14 protein-coding genes, 2 rRNA genes and 1 pseudogene are annotated in these 16,661 nt (G+C 40.0%); 10 read left to right on the top strand and 7 right to left on the bottom strand.

Translation table 11 applies throughout. From position 1 onward, the window contains the following. The first annotated feature begins 20 nt into the window (after window positions 1-20). From ACZ42F_RS05415 to ACZ42F_RS05400, 4 genes are all read left to right on the top strand, one after another. Window positions 21-3,371: ribosomal RNA gene (locus tag ACZ42F_RS05415) — 23S ribosomal RNA — on the top strand. A 49-nt stretch (window positions 3,372-3,420) separates the two neighbouring features. Continuing rightward, window positions 3,421-3,536, top strand: a 5S ribosomal RNA gene (gene rrf / locus ACZ42F_RS05410). Between the two features lie 234 nt (window positions 3,537-3,770). Then, window positions 3,771-4,151: a RidA family protein gene (locus ACZ42F_RS05405; RefSeq protein ID WP_029965817.1), complete on the top strand. Its 381-nt coding sequence runs from the start codon at window positions 3,771-3,773 to the stop codon at window positions 4,149-4,151. A gap of 29 nt (window positions 4,152-4,180) precedes the next feature. After that, window positions 4,181-4,411 carry a YidH family protein gene (locus ACZ42F_RS05400; RefSeq protein WP_464280024.1) on the top strand — a complete coding sequence of 77 codons (231 nt, stop codon included), beginning with the start codon at window positions 4,181-4,183 and terminating at the stop codon, window positions 4,409-4,411. A 269-nt stretch (window positions 4,412-4,680) separates the two neighbouring features. Here ACZ42F_RS05400 and istB read toward each other — a convergent pair whose 3' ends face one another. The 3 genes from istB to ACZ42F_RS05385 form a co-directional block, all read right to left on the bottom strand. Then, window positions 4,681-5,421, bottom strand: a complete 741-nt coding sequence (istB, locus tag ACZ42F_RS05395; protein ID WP_464278703.1) for an IS21-like element helper ATPase IstB — start codon at window positions 5,419-5,421, stop codon at window positions 4,681-4,683. After that, entirely contained in the window at window positions 5,408-6,913 is a 1,506-nt protein-coding gene (gene istA / locus ACZ42F_RS05390; protein WP_464280195.1) for an IS21 family transposase, read from the bottom strand. Before istA ends, istB begins: the two co-directional genes overlap by 14 nt. Window positions 6,914-7,055: 142 nt before the next feature. After that, complete coding sequence (locus ACZ42F_RS05385) at window positions 7,056-8,276, bottom strand: LL-diaminopimelate aminotransferase (protein WP_464280023.1); 1,221 nt, start codon at window positions 8,274-8,276, stop codon at window positions 7,056-7,058. A 134-nt stretch (window positions 8,277-8,410) separates the two neighbouring features. On the opposite strand from ACZ42F_RS05385, the gene ACZ42F_RS05380 reads away from it, so the two are divergent. After that, window positions 8,411-8,818, top strand: coding sequence for a DUF3617 domain-containing protein (locus tag ACZ42F_RS05380; RefSeq protein ID WP_035259833.1), 408 nt, complete (start codon window positions 8,411-8,413; stop codon window positions 8,816-8,818). 17 nt (window positions 8,819-8,835) lie between these two features. Here the strand turns inward: ACZ42F_RS05380 and ACZ42F_RS05375 are convergent, their stop codons facing one another. Continuing rightward, window positions 8,836-10,530, bottom strand: coding sequence for a cation:proton antiporter domain-containing protein (locus ACZ42F_RS05375; protein ID WP_029965796.1), 1,695 nt, complete (start codon window positions 10,528-10,530; stop codon window positions 8,836-8,838). Window positions 10,531-10,599: 69 nt separating this feature from the next. Between ACZ42F_RS05375 and ACZ42F_RS05370 the strand changes: the two genes are divergently transcribed. The 5 genes and pseudogenes from ACZ42F_RS05370 to nadD all read left to right on the top strand — a co-directional run bounded on the left by ACZ42F_RS05370 (window position 10,600) and on the right by nadD (window position 13,142). Then, window positions 10,600-11,049, top strand: a complete 450-nt coding sequence (locus ACZ42F_RS05370; RefSeq protein ID WP_464280022.1) for a CoA-binding protein — start codon at window positions 10,600-10,602, stop codon at window positions 11,047-11,049. 59 nt (window positions 11,050-11,108) lie between these two features. Beyond that, window positions 11,109-11,516 carry an ATP-binding cassette domain-containing protein gene (locus tag ACZ42F_RS05365; protein WP_464280204.1) on the top strand — a complete coding sequence of 136 codons (408 nt, stop codon included), beginning with the start codon at window positions 11,109-11,111 and terminating at the stop codon, window positions 11,514-11,516. Beyond that, window positions 11,456-11,701 (top strand): annotated as a pseudogene (locus ACZ42F_RS05360) (ATP-binding cassette domain-containing protein); the annotation flags it as partial. The gene ACZ42F_RS05365 and the pseudogene ACZ42F_RS05360, both read left to right, overlap by 61 nt. Continuing rightward, entirely contained in the window at window positions 11,689-12,480 is a 792-nt protein-coding gene (locus ACZ42F_RS05355; protein ID WP_464280021.1) for an ABC transporter permease, read from the top strand. The pseudogene ACZ42F_RS05360 and the gene ACZ42F_RS05355, both read left to right, overlap by 13 nt. Before the next feature lie 5 nt (window positions 12,481-12,485). Continuing rightward, window positions 12,486-13,142: a nicotinate (nicotinamide) nucleotide adenylyltransferase gene (nadD, locus tag ACZ42F_RS05350; protein ID WP_029965786.1), complete on the top strand. Its 657-nt coding sequence runs from the start codon at window positions 12,486-12,488 to the stop codon at window positions 13,140-13,142. 8 nt (window positions 13,143-13,150) lie between these two features. Here the strand turns inward: nadD and ACZ42F_RS05345 are convergent, their stop codons facing one another. Genes ACZ42F_RS05345 through murJ form a run of 3 tightly spaced genes read right to left on the bottom strand, consistent with a single transcriptional unit; the run spans window position 13,151 to window position 16,589 of the window. After that, window positions 13,151-13,873, bottom strand: coding sequence for a tRNA1(Val) (adenine(37)-N6)-methyltransferase (locus ACZ42F_RS05345; RefSeq protein WP_029965784.1), 723 nt, complete (start codon window positions 13,871-13,873; stop codon window positions 13,151-13,153). Then, the gene (locus ACZ42F_RS05340; protein ID WP_464280020.1) at window positions 13,864-15,051 is read right to left on the bottom strand and encodes a DUF1015 family protein; all 1,188 of its coding nucleotides are present in this window, start codon (window positions 15,049-15,051) and stop codon (window positions 13,864-13,866) included. The genes ACZ42F_RS05345 and ACZ42F_RS05340 overlap by 10 nt, the downstream gene beginning before the upstream one ends. A 2-nt stretch (window positions 15,052-15,053) precedes the next feature. Then, complete coding sequence (gene murJ, locus ACZ42F_RS05335; RefSeq protein WP_464280019.1) at window positions 15,054-16,589, bottom strand: murein biosynthesis integral membrane protein MurJ; 1,536 nt, start codon at window positions 16,587-16,589, stop codon at window positions 15,054-15,056. Window positions 16,590-16,661: the final 72 nt, after the last annotated feature.

The following is a 16,661-nucleotide window of genomic DNA, read 5'->3' as shown; positions in this document are numbered from 1 at the left end:
AAGGGAAGAGCGGGAAAATAGGTTAAGATATTAAGGGCAATCGGTGGATGCCTAGGCGCCAGGAGGCGATGAAGGACGTGGAAGGCTGCGAAAAGCCTCGGGGAGCCGCCAAACAGGCTTTGATCCGGGGATTTCCGAATGGGGGAACCCACCTGGAGTCATATCCAGGTATCCCGCACCTACTTTACTTGTGACCGTAGGGGTTGAGGTATGTAAGGTTGTCGCAAGTAAAGTAGGTGCGGGAGGCGAACCCGGGGAAGTGAAACATCTCAGTACCCGGAGGAGAAGAAATCAAAAGAGATTCCCTGAGTAGCGGCGAGCGAAAGGGGAGTAGCCCAAACCGTGTGGCTTGCCACGCGGGGTTGTGGGGCTGTCCACAAGCGATCCATGAGTAAGTAGCAGAAGCACCTGGGAAGGTGCCCCATAGAGGGTGAAAGGCCCGTATGCGAAACTGAAAGTGGCGCGGACAGTACCCGAGTACTGCGGGGCACGTGGAACCCTGTGGGAATCTGGGGGGACCATCCTCCAAGGCTAAATACTCCCTGGCGACCGATAGCGGATAGTACCGTGAGGGAAAGGTGAAAAGAACCCCGGGAGGGGAGTGAAATAGAACCTGAAACCGATTGCCTACAAGCAGTCCGAGTCCCGCACTCACTTTAAGTCGAGGTGAGTTGAGATGAACCTGAGAAGGGTTCGCGGCTTAAAGTGAGTGCGGGATGAGGGCGTGCCTTTTGCATAATGGGCCAGCGAGTTAATCTGCAGTGCGAGGTTAAGCCTTTAAGAGGTGGAGCCGTAGCGAAAGCGAGTCTGAAGAGGGCGATAAGTACTGCGGATTAGACCCGAAGCCGAGTGAGCTATCCATGGGCAGGGTGAAGGTAAGGTAACACTTACTGGAGGCCCGAACCGGTGTAGGTTGAAAACTGCTCGGATGACCTGTGGATAGGGGTGAAAGGCCAATCAAACTCGGTGATAGCTGGTTCTCCCCGAAATATATTGAGGTATAGCCTCAGGCGATGACTTGCGGAGGTAGAGCACTGGAAGGGCTAGGGGCCCCACCAGGTTACCAAACCCTACCAAACTCCGAATGCCGTAAGTTTAGCCTGGGAGTCAGACTGTGGGTGAGAAGGTCCATAGTCGAGAGGGAAACAGCCCAGACCGTCGGCTAAGGTCCCTAAATGTACACTAAGTGGGAAAGGAGGTGGAGCTACTGAGACAGCCAGGAGGTTGGCTTAGAAGCAGCCATCCTTTAAAGAAAGCGTAACAGCTCACTGGTCTAGTGGCTCTGCGCCGAAAATGTAACGGGGCTCAAGTGTACTACCGAAGCCACGGCTGAGTACTGTAAGGTACTCGGGGTAGGGGAGCGTTCTCTACGGGAAGAAGGTATACCGTGAGGTGTGCTGGACTGTAGAGAAGTGAATATGTTGGCATGAGTAACGATAAAGAGAGTGAGAAACTCTCTCGCCGTAAGCCCAAGGTTTCCTGGGTAAAGCTAATCTGCCCAGGGTTAGTCGGCCCCTAAGGCGAGGCCGAGAGGCGTAGCTGATGGGAAGCAGGTTAATATTCCTGCACCTGTTGGTTAGTCGTTTGAGCGAAGGGGGGACGCAGAAGGGTAGGTCAGCCGACTGTTGGAATAGTCGGTTCAAGCCTGTAGGCGGGGAGCTTAGGCAAATCCGGGCTCCTGTTAACGCTGAGGGGTGAGTACGAGTCTATAACGGACGAAGTGACTGAGCCCATGCTGCCGAGAAAAGCCTCTAAGCGAGACTAACTGGCAGACCGTACCGCAAACCGACACAGGTGGGCGAGGTGAGTAACCTAAGGCGCTCGAGCGAACTCTGGTTAAGGAACTCGGCAAAATGACCCTGTAACTTCGGGAGAAGGGGTGCTCTTGGTGGTGAAAGTAGAACTACTGGAGCTGCTGGGAGCCGCAGAGAAATGGTGGGGGCGACTGTTTACTAAAAACACAGGTCTCTGCGAAGTCGTAAGACGACGTATAGGGACTGACGCCTGCCCGGTGCCGGAAGGTTAAGGGGAGGAGTTAGGGGTAACCCGAAGCTCTGAACCGAAGCCCCGGTAAACGGCGGCCGTAACTATAACGGTCCTAAGGTAGCGAAATTCCTTGTCGGGTAAGTTCCGACCTGCACGAATGGCGTAACGATCCCCACACTGTCTCAACCAGAGGCTCGGTGAAATTGAACTCCCGGTGAAGATGCCGGGTACCCGCAGCAGGACGGAAAGACCCTGTGCACCTTTACTACAGCTTGACATTGGGTCTTGGATTATCATGTGTAGGATAGGTGGGAGACTGGGAAGCCTGGACGCCAGTTCAGGTGGAGTCGTCCTTGAAATACCACCCTTGGTAATCTAGGGCTCTAACCCAAGGCAGTAATCCTGCTTGGGGACAGTGTCTGGTGGGTAGTTTGACTGGGGCGGTCGCCTCCCAAAAGGTAACGGAGGCGCGCAAAGGTTCCCTCAGGCTGATTGGAAACCAGCCGTTGAGTGCAAAGGCATAAGGGAGCTTGACTGTGAGAGAGACATCTCGAGCAGGGACGAAAGTCGGCCTTAGTGATCCGGTGGTTCCGCATGGAAGGGCCATCGCTCATCGGATAAAAGGTACGCCGGGGATAACAGGCTGATCACGCCCAAGAGTTCACATCGACGGCGTGGTTTGGCACCTCGATGTCGGCTCATCACATCCTGGGGCTGGAGCAGGTCCCAAGGGTACGGCTGTTCGCCGTTTAAAGTGGTACGCGAGCTGGGTTTAGAACGTCGTGAGACAGTTCGGTCCTCATCCGCTGTGGGCGTAGGAGACTTGAGGGGGTCTGTCCCTAGTACGAGAGGACCGGGATGGACGATCCTCTAGTGGACCTGTTGTCGCGCCAGCGGCACAGCAGGGTAGCTATGATCGGACGGGATAACCGCTGAAGGCATCTAAGCGGGAAGCCCTCCCCAAGATAAGGTCTCCCTTCCCGCACCCACTTTAAGTCTTAAAGGAGTCAAGATGTACTATGTATATCTCTTGCAAAGTGAAGATAAAAAAAAGATATATGTTGGTATGACTGAAGACTTAAGAAGAAGGTTTAAGGAGCACAATAGTAAAGCAAATAGAGGATATACTAAAAATAAGAGATGGAGATTGGTATATTATGAAGCTTACTTAAGTAAAAAAGATGCTCTTTTAAGAGAGAAGAGGCTCAAGCAAGATGGTAGAGCCAAGAGAGCTCTTTTAAATAGGATAAAAGAAAGCCTTCTTGAGACTTAAAGTGGGTGCGGGACTAAAGGACCCTGGAAGACTACCAGGTAGATAGGCCGGAAGTGTAAGCGCAGCGATGCGTTCAGCTAACCGGTACTAATAGTCCGTGAGTCTTAACCTTAATTTTCCCAAAAACTCTTCCCTAAACCCCTGTTTAATAAAAATTTCGTCCTGGTGACCATAGCGGAGGGGAAACACCCGATCCCATTCCGAACTCGGAAGTTAAGCCCTCCAGCGCCGATGATACTGCCTTCCTAAAAGGTGGGAAAGTAGGCCGTCGCCAGGACTTTTTTTTTACCCAAACTCCTCTTCTTTAGTAAAACTTCTCCTTCTTAACTCCCCTTAATACCTTATCTCCCTATCCCCACGCCTCTAAAAATCCATCCAATCCCATAAAAAATTAAAGCAAATCTAAATAGACAGAAAAGAAAATAAATATTAAAAAGTCTACATCATTAAACATTATTAAGCTGCTTGCTTGGATAAAATATCTTTTTATAACCTTAAATTGGAGAGGAAAATGGAGTATATAAATACAGAAAAAGCACCAAAGGCAATTGGTCCCTATTCTCAAGCCGTGAAGATCGATAATATGTTGTTTGTATCTGGCCAAATTCCTATAGATCCTATTTCTAATGAAATTGTTAGAGAAAATATAAAAACAGAAGTGGAGCTGGTTTTAAAGAATTTACTAAGTATTGTTCACGAAGCTGGATTTTCTTTAGAAGATATTGCCAAGGTTACGATTTATCTTAAAAATATGAATAACTTTGAAGCAGTAAATGAAATTTATGAGAAATATTTTCATTCCCATAAACCTGCTAGAGCAGTGGTAGAAGTATCAAAATTGCCCAAAGATGTTAGTGTTGAAATAGAAGCAATTTGTATAAAGAAAAAATAGCAAAAGGTAGCTATTAGTTAAATTATATTATGCTTTTGGGAAAGTTTTTCAAAAATATACCTAAGGAAAAAATAAATCAAAATCGTCGCCTTCTTTTAGCCAATGAAAGGACTTTTTTATCCTGGATTAGGACCTCTATTGGAATTATGGCCTTTGGATTTGCTCTGGAAAGGCTAGAACATTTTTATTTTGTTTCTCAAAGCGGAGTAAAGGAAAATTACTTAGTGTATTTTTATGCAGGCCTTTTTTTGGTTTTCTAGGGGCCAGTATTGCTCTTTTATCTGCTTATAGATTCATCAAAGTTCAGATGGACATACTAAATGATAAGTTTACTCAATCTCTGATTTATGATGTACTACTTGCTATTCTTTTAAGTTCTATTGGTTTTTTGTTGGTTATTTATCTTATAAAATAATCTTTTCTTGCCAGGGGATGATTACTTACATCCCCTGGCTTTTTAATTTTAGTGTCAATGGCCAAAAAATTTAATCCATTTTCGGACAACAAAATTGACCCACCTGCCCACTCCCTAGTTTTCCAATTTTTCTCTCAAGCGGTAGCTCTCACCTCCTAGCATGAAAATGTGTGAGTGATGAATCAAGCGATCCACTATTGGGACTGCCACGTTCTCGTCGTGAAAAAATTCTCCCCATGCCGTAAACTCCTTGTTTGTCGTGATCATCACCGAACGATACTCGTATAAGCTATTGATCAGCTGAAACAGGTTGTAAACGCTCCTCTTGCTCATCGGCAGATATCCAAGCTCGTCTATGATCAAAAGATCAAATTTCAAAAGGCTTGCTATCTTCTTTTTCAACTCCCCTTTGAGTTCTGCCAGTTCCAAAGTCTCCACCAGCTCTAGCGCCGTCTGAAAAAGCACCTTGTACCCAGCACCCACTGCCTTTACTCCTATCCCTATGGCCAAATGAGTTTTCCCAACCCCAGGTGGTCCTATGAAGATCACGTTCTCCCGATTCTCGATAAACTCAAACGTGAGAAGCCGGTTCACCTGACGCTTCGTAATGGTCGTCTGGAACCTAAAGTCAAAACCCTCCAAATGTTTCTCCGTGGGGAAACTTGCTTTACGCTGGTTGAGCTCTATTCGCTTCCGGTTGCGCACCTTCTGCTCGTGTTCTACCAACATGTCCGCAAACTCAAGATAAGATACCTCGTTTTCTTCGGCTTGACGGAGAAGTTCTGCCAAAGCCTCGCCAATGCTGTTAAACCTCAAGCTCCGGTATTTATGGGCTACCTCTTCAATGGATCTCATGGCTCAACTCCTTACAGGTGACCCTGGCATACCGCCCAAGAGCTGAGTTCTTCTCTACTTCGGCGGGATTATCCAGCCATTCTTCGCAGAAATATTCCGGACGATGCTCCCAGGCCTCAAGATAGTCTTGGATCTGGCTGGTAGTAAGCCTCCGTCGCTCGCAAAGACACCTTAAAAGCTCCTCTGGCATCTCATAACGCCTAAGAAGCCTCACTAGGCCTGCCAGCTGATCCTTGTAAATCTTGGGAGAGGTCTCTTTAAGAAGCCCACATATCTTCCTACCTCCTTCCTCTCCCAGATGCCCCCTGATCTCGGTCTCGTAACCTGCAATCTGTTTCTCTCTGTCTCGGTAATGGTTGGTGTTCTTGATCACCTCACCTCGTCCACGGCTCAAAACATGCCGCGCCACCTCCTCTCCGGTCTCAAGGTTAGAGATTATCAGCCACTGGCCTTTCTCCTTCACCCCAACTCGCGCCCTTTGATAGGCCATGGGCACTGAATAGCGGTTGGACTTCCAGGCTATAAGCCCCGTCTTGTCCACCTTCCGCACCTCTTGACATGCCTCAGGTAGGTTCAGATACGTGGGCGTAAAGTAGGCACGCATATGAGAACGCTCACACTCCTCGTAGTGCTTACGCACTACCTTCCCCGTGGTGCCGTGCACACGCTTGTTGGCCTTTTCATTAAGCCACTCCAATAGATAAGACTCAAACTCCTGCCAGTTCCTAAAACTCTCTCCGTAAAGGGCGTTGCGCTTCACATACTTGACCCCGGCCTCTACCTTGCCTTTGCTCTCGGGGTCGTAACCCTCACAGGCCCTCACACGAAAACCTGCCGCTGTGGCGTAAGCGTGAAACCTCTCATTTAACCTTAGCTCCCGAAACCGTTCCTCTAGTACCACCAGCTTCGTTTGGTCATATACACACTCCTCAGGACACCCTCCAAAGTAACGAAAGGCCGCATCATGCATCTGTATAAACTTCTCCGTGTCCACAGGCTCCCTGCACACCGCCACATACATGAGTCTCGAATAGGAAAGCACAAACACCACAAAGTACACCCTCGTTTCCTCTCCGCCGATCATCAAACCGCGAAACTCCCCACCATCAACCTGGCACTGTACTCCAGGCTCCATGGCCAGAACTGGCTCGTAGTAACGCTTCTGTTTGAAACTGATAGTCTCCTTCACTCTCCTGACAAATCGCCTGACAGTTCGACTTGATACTGTAAGTTCCGGATGCTTGCGTAAAAGTCTATCCCTAATCTTGACCGCACTAAGCCCTGGATAGCTTTGAAGCAGATGGACGATGTAGTCCCGATGCTGATCAAGTATCTTAGCGCGCTCTCGTTGACTCTTTTGTGCTTGAATGGACTCTTCCGCCATGCCCAGATACTTTCTCACTGTGTTCCGAGATATGCCTAGTTCTCGGGCAATTGCTCGGATTGAAAGCCCGTTGCCATCGTCGTATAATGCCTTGATTTTGTGAATCACGATCCATTCCTTCAAGTTTTGATCCTCCTAATTGTCCTTTATAAGACAATTAGAAGGATATGGCCTTTTGCCATCTGTTGCACTCTAGAAGTGGCTCAAAATTATTGTCCGATTAGGGCTCATTTTAATTGGCCATTAACATTTAGAAAATATTTTTTATCCTCTGCATAGCTTCTTGGACATTTTCATAACTATTAAAGGCGCTTAAACGCACATAGCCCTGCCCACACTTACCAAAACCTACTCCAGGAGTACAAACCACTCCTGCTTTTTGGAGTAAGAGGTCAAAAAATTCCCAGGAGTCTCTTTTACATTCTATCCATATATAGGGAGAGTTTTCTCCTCCTACACAGTGAAGACCTAGGTCACTAATGGTTGTCCTGATCAACTGGGCATTTTTCAGGTAGTAATTGATATTATTTTTGATTTCTTGCTGGCCTTCAGGCGAATAAACAGCTTCTGCTGCCCTTTGAATGGGGTAGGCCACTCCGTTAAATTTGGTAGTTTGTCTGCGCAACCAGAGTTTGTGCAGTTCTATGGGATTTCCTTGTTCTGTATAAATAACACACTCTTTGGGAACTACAGTAAAGGCGCATCTGGTTCCAGTAAAGCCAGCAGTTTTGGAAAAGCTTCTAAACTCCACAGCCACCTTTTTCGCCTGAGGGATTTCAAATATGGAATGGGGTAAGTTTTCATCTTGGATAAAGGCCTCATAAGCAGCATCAAAAAGTATTAAGGCCTTATTTTCTAAAGCATAGTTTACCCACTTGGTAAGCTCTTCTTTCCCTATTGTAGCCCCTGTAGGATTATTGGGAAAACAAAGGTAAATTAAATCTACTTTTTGACTGGGAAGTTCAGGAAGGTAGTTATTTTCTTTGGTTGAAGCCAAATACACCAGGCCTTCATACCTCTCGTCTTTAAGTTCACCTGTTCTCCCTGCCATTACATTGGTATCAACGTAAACAGGATAAACAGGGTCAGGCACGGCTACTTTTATGTCCTGCGCAAAGAGTTCTTGGAAATTACCTGTATCGCATTTAGCACCATCGCTGACAAAGATTTCTTCTGGAGAGATGTCAACTCCTCTTGCTTGATAATCATGTTGGGCAATCTTTTCTCTTAAAAAATCATATCCCTGTTCTGGCCCATATCCTCTAAAGGTAGAAGTTCTGGACATTTCATCCACTGCTTGATGTAAGGCTTTGATACAAGCAGGAGGTAAAGGAAGGGTGACATCTCCAATGCCTAAACGAATAATAGATACATTGGGACTTTTTTCCTGGAAATCCCTTACCCTTCTGGCAATATCCGCAAAAAGGTAGGATGATTTTAGTTTTAAATAATGGGAGTTTACTTTAATCATTAAATATCTCCTTTTTTACTGGTTTTTCTTATTTTGAAAAAATAACCTTTCTCTGTCAAATTACAAATTTAGAAAAAACATAGACAAAAGAGAAAAAACAATGGTATAAGTTATTACAAAAAAGGAGGTGTAAGATGTTTAGGTTTTTTTTAGTTTTGGCTATGTTATTAATAGTAGCCTGTTCTTCTGGACCTAATTTAAAAGAAGGGAAGTGGAAAATAAGCACCAAAGTGGAAACTACAGGGATGCCTTTTAACTTCTCCATTCCTGCTTCTGACTATGTTACTTGTCTTACTGCAGATAATGCCATTCCTGTAGACGAAGAAAGCAAGAATAATGATAATTGTAAGGTGCTCAAGCAATCTATTTCAGGTGATACTGTAAAATGGACTGTTGAATGTATAGATGGCGGAGTAAAAAGCGTTAGTGAAGGAGAAGTTACTTATAAAGGTGAAGAAATGGAAGGAACTATGAAAATGAGTTATCAAGGAATGGTTATGACTACTCACTTAAAAGGAAAACGCATAGGAGAATGTGATTAGTTTTTTAGTAAAATTACTTAATTCTTACTTTTTAAAACTATATATTTTTCTGCCTGGTGTTTTGAATCCAGATCAAAACATATTTGTCTAGAATTTATAATTTTGGCCAGGACTTTACTTTGAGGAGAGGGAGAATTTTCTATAGTTAAGACAATTTCTTCATTGCCCATTTGTTCAATTATCTTTTTTAGTTCAAAAGTGGAAAGAGGAAACGTATTAGCTGGAACAGAAAAGGTTTGCTCCTGGTTAGAGTTGGCGTTTTGTATTTTATAAACCAATTGAGGGGAGAAGAATTTTGAGGCTATTTGGGCGGTTAGTTCATTTATTGCTTCATCTGTGGTTACAATAATAATTCTTCTATATCCTTCTAAAAGCGCATTTTCATATACACTGGCATCTAAAAGATAAGAACAGGTAGGAAGTTGTATATTTTTTTCCAGGTAAGAGCATATCTTAGGGTTGCTATCTAAAAAGGCTACTGGAACATAGGAAGATAATAATTCTCCTAGTTTTAGGCTGAAAGGATTTATTCCTGCAATAATAATTCCAGTACTTTCATAATTTATTAAAATATTACATTTTTGAGCTAAAAATTTTGTTCCCATACTCACCCAAAGAGAAGTTAGGACAATAAGAATAAATATGGTCTGTAAGATTATTTCTTGTTCCTTGTTCTGCACAATTAGTCCTAAATAGGAGACCATGGTCAGGCAGACAATTCCCTTGGGAGCTATAAGACCTATGAATATCTTTTCCTTTAATTTTCCCTTAAATCCCAAAAGGGTAGCCAGGGGGCGGATAAGAAAAATTACACTTAGACTAAATATTAAAATAGGAGCAAAATTTTCCAAGATGTGTTTGAAATCAACCAGGGAAGAGATTAAGACAAACAAAAAAGAGATGGTTAAAGTGCTAATTAAATCCTTAAAGCGATGTACTTGCGGCAGGTAAGAACCTTTTTGTTTGGCCAGAATAAAACCGGTTAAGGCAATACACAAGGGACCGGATTGAGGCATAAAGTGTTCGGTGAGAAAAAAAAGACCTAAAATAAACCCTAAACTGGTTAAAAGTATTACATTATCTTTTTTAAAGTGCTTTAAGAGAAACTGAAGAATAAAGTGGAGCAAGTATCCACTTCCTATTCCTAAAAAGGTACCAAGGGTAATGGGTAAAAGACTGTAAAAATTTTGACTTAGTTGTTGATTCCCAATAAATTGCAGAGAAACGCTGGCCAGTAAAATGCCAATGATATCTATCCAAATGGATTCCCAGTGGAGAAAAAGTTCCACGTCCCTTTTTAAAGGATAGGTTTTTAAAAGAGGGTTGATAACTGTAGGGCCTGTGATTAGGGTTAAAATGGCTAAGAAAGTTGCAAAGGGCCAGGACAAATGGAGCAGGAACTTGGCACTTAACCCAGAGAGAAAAAAAGTGATTAAACTGGTGAACAAAAAGTTGGGGATAAAAAAGGAAGGAGGAGAGGAAAGCCCATAGGAGACAAGGCTTAACCCCCCTTCAAACAGGATTATGGCTAAGCCTCCTTCCAGTAAAAAAGGTAGTACTTCTTTTAAGTGAAGAGGGGAGATAAGATGAAAACCTGCAGGCCCTAGCAAAAGTCCAAAACCCAGGTAAAGCAAGAGAGGAGGCTTTTTAAAAAATTCTCCCAGTAAATACCCTAAAATACCTAAAACAAGGACTAAGATTAAGCTTTCCATAAAAATTAGGTTGTTGTAAGATTATTATATAGGTAGATATGTTTTTAAACTAAAAAAGGAGTAAGTGCAATGGGTATGGAATGTACTTTACCAGATTATAGTCAAATACCTTTAGAAGCCAAAGAAATTGTACAAAATACACAGACAATTGCTTTAGTAGGAGCAAGCCCTAAGCCGGAAAGGACCAGCTATCAAGTGATGAATTATTTACTGCAAGAAGGATTTAAAGTGATTCCTGTCAATCCAGCTCAAAGTTATATTTTGGAACAAAAGTGTTATCCTTCTTTACTAAATATTCCCCAGGAAATAGATATAGATACAGTGATTATATTTCGCCACCCTGATTATGTTTTAGATATAGTTAAAGAAGCTATTTTGAGAAAAGTAAAATACATCTGGCTCCAAGAAAGAATTATACAAGAAGAAGCCCTAAATTTAGCCAAATCTAAAGGAATTAAGGGAGTGATGAATTTTTGTTTTAAAAAGGTTCACTTATTATTAAAAGAAAACACCTTATAGGAAAATAAAATGGTGCCAGTGCTGGAACTTAGAAAAGTAAATTTAAGTTATGAAAAAAAATTTTTCAGGATTTAAACCTAAAAATTTATCCAGGTGATAAAGTCGTTTTTATAGGTTCATCTGGCATAGGCAAGACTTCTCTTTTCAAGATTATTTTAGGATTTATAAATGATTACCAGGGAGAGATACTTTTTTCTGGAGAAAAAGTATCTAAACAAAATATCTGGAAGATAAGAAGTCAAATAGCTTATATAGACCAGGATGTATCCTTTCCAGAAGGAAAGGTTGCAAATTTTTGGGAATATGTCTTTTCTTTAAAAGCCAATCAAAAAATAAAGCCTTCACTTGAAGAAAGAGAAAATATTTTTACCTTTCTGGAGCTTCCTTTTTCAGTGTTGGGGAAAAAAGTGAAGAAGTTTCTGGTGGGGAAAGACAGCGTTTGGCTTTGGCCATTGCTTTGTTGCTGAAGAGAAAAATTTTTTTACTGGATGAAGCCACTTCTTCTCTGGATAGAAAACTTAAAAAAAAGGTTGTGGATTATTTTTTAAATCAAAAGAGTCTGACGGTATTAAGCATATCTCATGATAGTGAATGGCTGGATACTAATAAAGCCAAGGTTTTTAATCTGGAGCAAAATAAATGGCAAATATAACAATAAGTTACTTTAATTTAGCTCATTCTTTTTTACTCTTGCTAATTCCTATAGGCTTAAGTCTTTTTTTTAAACTTTTTTTAGTTAAAGATGTTTTATACTCTGTTGCTAGAATGTCTTTGCAGTTGATTTTGATTGGATTGTTTTTAAAATACTTATTTAAATTGAATAATACCTGGATAAATATATTATGGTTAGCAGTAATGATTGTTACTGCTGTGTTTTCTGCGATAAAAAATTCTCCTTTGAAATGGAAAAAGGTGTTTTTGCCAGTATTTTTTTCTTTTTTTGCTTCTGTTTTTCTAGTTGTAATTTATCTTAATAGTTTTGTTCTTGATTTAGAAAAAATATTTGATGCCAGGTATTTAATTGTTTTAGGAGGAATGATTTTAGGAAACTCGATGCGTGGAAATATTGTAGGCCTTTCTTCTGTTTATGAAAAGATAAGAGATAATCAAAAAAGATATTTTTATTTACTTAGCCTGGGAGCAAATGTAAAAGAAGCTATTTTTCCCTATGTGCAAAGTAGTGTTAAGCTTGCTTTAAAACCCACTTTGGCAGCTATGGCTACCATGGGAATAGTTTCTTTGCCTGGCATGATGACAGGAACCATTCTAGGTGGGGCCAGTCCAGAATTAGCTGTAAAATACCAGATTATGATTATGTTGGGCATTTTATCCAGTACTACTATGAGTGTGGTCTTATCTATTGTTCTTACTTTTCCCTTTTGTTTTGATAGTGGTGGATTGCTTAAAAGAGATATTTTTAAAGAGGAGTAAAGCCTTTGAAAATAGGTTTACTGGGTGGAACCTTTAATCCTGTACACATCGGGCATCTACGCTTGGCTATAGAAGCTTTAGAAGTATATTCTCTGGATAGGGTTTGGCTTGTTCCTGCCTATATCTCTCCTCATAAGAAGCAAGAGAATATTTTACCTTATCCTTATCGTTTGCAGATGTTAAATCTTGCCTTAGAAGGATTGGAAAAGATAGAGATTTCTACAGTAGAAGAAAAACTTGGAGGTATATCTTATACTGTTAAAACTCTTGACTATCTTAATAAAAATTATACTCAGGATGATTTTTATTTTATACTAGGTGATAGTGATTTTTTATCCTTACCTACCTGGTATAAGGGAAATACACTGCTTGATTATACAAGCTTAATTGTAATTAGAAGAAATAATATAGACTTACAAGAACTTTCTCAATTTGCCTTTTCCTTTTTACAGGTAGAGAAAGAAACTACTTGGGGTTGGAAAAAAGGTAAGAATGAGGTTTTGCTTCTAAATTCTTTAGATATAAACATTAGTTCTTCTTCTATTAGAAGAAAATTTTTAAATCATAGAAACCTTTCCTTTTTACTGCCCGCAAAAGTAGAATTTTTTTTAGAAGAAAATAGAAATTTAGTGGAAAAGTTTTGGAGAGAGAAGGAAAAATAAGAATAGTCCTATTTTAAAAAGGGGCAAAAACTTTTAGCTTCTAAAGTATATATATTTTGAGTAGGATGAGCATAGAGAATAAGAGGGGGTAAAACTTTTAGGCCAGGGTTACCGTTTTTGATGGCTTTGACCAGGACGATTTTAGGATAATGATTTACTCTAGGATAGATAAAGAGTAGCTCTTTTACTCTAAATCTATTTACAACCAGTACTTCCATTAAATAATCCAGTTGTTCGCTTAAATAACATAGAAGTAGTTCTTTTTTATTTTTTAGCAGAAATTTTGCTCCCTGTATAAAGTCATTTAGAGTTGTTTTTTGTTCGAACTTAGCCTGGTTTTTATTTTCATAGGGTGAAAGCTTTCCTGTATTTAACAATCTGTAAGGTGGGTTTAAAAGAATTTGGTCGAAAAATTCTCCCTTTTTAAAAATATTAATACAGTTTTTTATATCTCCAATAAAAGGGAAATAGTTTTTTACCTTTGTTTTTTGTAAATTTTGGCGTAAATGGACAAGCATATGTAAATCAATGTCCATTCCCCAGACCTTAAGAGAAAGTTGAATGTTTTTTAAAATCAAGGCCAAACCTATTACCCCGCATCCACAACCTAGGTCTAAAATTTTCCAGTTGTTTTTGGGTTGAGCAAAAGAAGCCAAGAGTAAGGAGTCCAGAGCAAAGCGAAACCCCTTTTTAGGTTGGCTTAAAGACTGGGGAAAAGTACTTAAATCCATGAGTAAAAAACAAGCCCTGAAGGTATTTTAGGATAAAAATAGGTTGATTTTCTGGGCATAAGTTGATTTTGTAAACACATTTCTTGAAAAGTAGTAAGCTCTACCTTTTGTACTAAAAAACCAGCTTGATAGTGACCGGTTAATACTTCAGTTTTTACCTCTTCGGCAAAAGGGGTATATTTTATGTATTTTCCTGTTAGTAGTTTTTCTTCAGAAATGTTAAATATTTTCTTTAAAATATATTCGTCCAGGATATAAGTGCTTATGTGGTGAAAGTTATCTTTTCTTTCTTTTTTGTATTTAAATCCAAGTGTTTTATTTTTACTTAAGAATATAAAATCAAAATCATTTTTTGTATTATCTATATCTAAATTGGTTATAAAAAAATCAGAACTTGCCTTTTCTATTTTATCCAGATGGAAATTTTCTTCCCAGCTTAACAGTCTGTGGTAGGGAAGGATATTTACTCCTGGAGAAGACATGTTGCTTAAATACATAAAAACATAATCCCAGGGTCCAGGTCTATTTTGTATTTTTTGATAATTTAAAGCTGTTTCGTAGCGGTGATGTCCATCTGCTATAAATATTTTTTTATCCTGGAAAAAGTTTATGATTTTTGAGTTAAATTTTTCAGAAATAAGCCAGGCCGAGTGTTTTAAGTTTTCAGTTTCTCTAAAGGTTAACCAGCAGGGTGAAGTGCTTATTTCTTCTGCCAGCCTGGTTAAAAACAGAGTGCTATCTGCATAGAGTCCAAAAATAGGGCTAAACTGGGAAGAGGTGCTTTGCATAAGCTTTAACCTATCTTCTTTTGCTTTGGGATAGGTTTTTTCATGGGGAAACACATATTCTTTGCCTAAAGGACTTAATTTTAAGCCTCCCAAGACTCCCCACCGCGTAAAAGATTTATTTTCAACTTCATATTCAGTTTTAAGCAAAATAAAGGATTCTTGAGAAAGTTTTCTGAGGATTTCTTTTTTTTGCCATTCTAAAATATTTTTTTGAGCTTGTTCATAACTTAAGGGCAAATCAAGGTGAGCAAAATTATAATTACTTTTTTTAAATAGTATTTCTCTATACTTGTTATCGTACACATCATAGGGAGGAGTACATATATTTTGAGGGTTTATGTCTTTTCCCCAGTTGTAAGTGGTAAACAAAAGTGGTTTAAACCTTGGCATTTCTACTCCTTTTTTATTTTTTTCATAATTCCTTTTATAATTAATATAGAAGATTTGCTTTGTAAAAAATAGCTGCTTAAAATATAAAAAAGAGTTAAAATGATTATAGTTAGCAGTAATCCTAAAATATTCAATTTTAGTTTAAAGGCTATTAAGTAAATAATGGCACTTAAGCTTAAACAAATTGTAATCTCTTTTTTATCCCAATTTATTTTGATTTTTTTCTTTAAAAAATAAATTAACAAGATAATATTTAACCAGGAAGAAAAAGATACTGCCAGAGCTAAGCCTGCGTGTTTAAGTGGCTTCATCAATAAAAATCCCAAGGTGAGATTGGTAAATAAACTTAGTATGGAGATAAACACAGGCCTTTTGGTATCTTCAAAGGCATAAAAACTGGACACCAGGGTTTTGGTTAAGGAAAAGGCTGGCAAACCCAGGGAGTAAGCAATAAGGGCATGGGCTGTGAGCTCTACATCGGCTTGGGTGAAAGAACCATGGCCAAAAAGGGTTTGGATAATGGGAGTGGATAGAGCCATAAGCCCTGCTGCAGCAGGTAAAGAAATAAATAGGTTTAGGTTAATGGCAGTGCTTAAGTTGTGCTCCAATTCTTTAATCTTTTTTTGAGCTAAAAGGGAACTAAAGGTAGGGAGAGCTACTGTTCCAATGGCAATGCCAAATACTCCCAGGGGAAACTGGACCAATCTATCAGCATAGTAGAGATAAGAAATAGAACCTACAGGTAAAAAAGAAGCCAACAAAGTGATAAGAAGAATGTTTATTTGATATACTGCAGAGCCTAAAATAGTGGGTAAGGTTAGTAGAAAAATTTTTTTTAGTTCTTGAGAAAAGAGTTCTATTTTTCCTTTAAAAGAAAAGCCTGTTTTTTTCAGAGCTGGAAATTGACTTAGTGCTTGCAAGATACCTGCTGCTAAAACTCCTATTGCCAGGGTTTTGCTTATATTCAGCTTAAAATAATGACCAAATAGGGCAAAGGAAATTAAAGTTAAATTTAAGATACAGGGAGCTAGAGCCGGGAATAAAAAGTGGTCCAGGGAATTTAAAATACCCATATAAAGAGCTACCGATGAGATAAAGATAATGTAAGGTAAGCAGATTTGGGTTAGAGTTACAGTTAATTCAAATAATTGAGGTTTGTCTTTAAAGCCTGGGGCAATAAGAGAAATAAGACTATTAGCTTCTATTATTCCTAAGAAAACAATTAGGGAAAGGAGAAATATTATCCATATCTGTAGAGATCTAGCTACAACAAAGGCCTTTTGAAGACTTTCTTCTTTTGTTTTAGCAAATACAGGAATAAAAGCCATGCTAAGAGAGCCTTCGGCAAATAATCTTCTTAAAAGATTGGGTAAGCGAAAGGCCACAAAAAAGGCATCAGCCTGCGGACCAGCGCCTAAGGTGATGGCTAAGGTCAGGTCTCGCATAAAGCCTAAAATACGACTTAGAAAGGTGGCTGAGGCTACAATAAAGGTATTTTTAGCTAGTTTTAATAAATTGTTGGAAGCAGTAGTACTCACCAAAATTTTTCCAGTGGTTTTAGAGATGAAAAGCCCAAAAGCAAAAGTATCTCTAAGGGATTATTCTATAGA

It is taken from the genome of Desulfonauticus autotrophicus, assembly GCF_055381725.1.
Note: the sequence above shows the minus strand (reverse complement) of the source record. Positions and strands in the feature narration are given on the sequence as shown.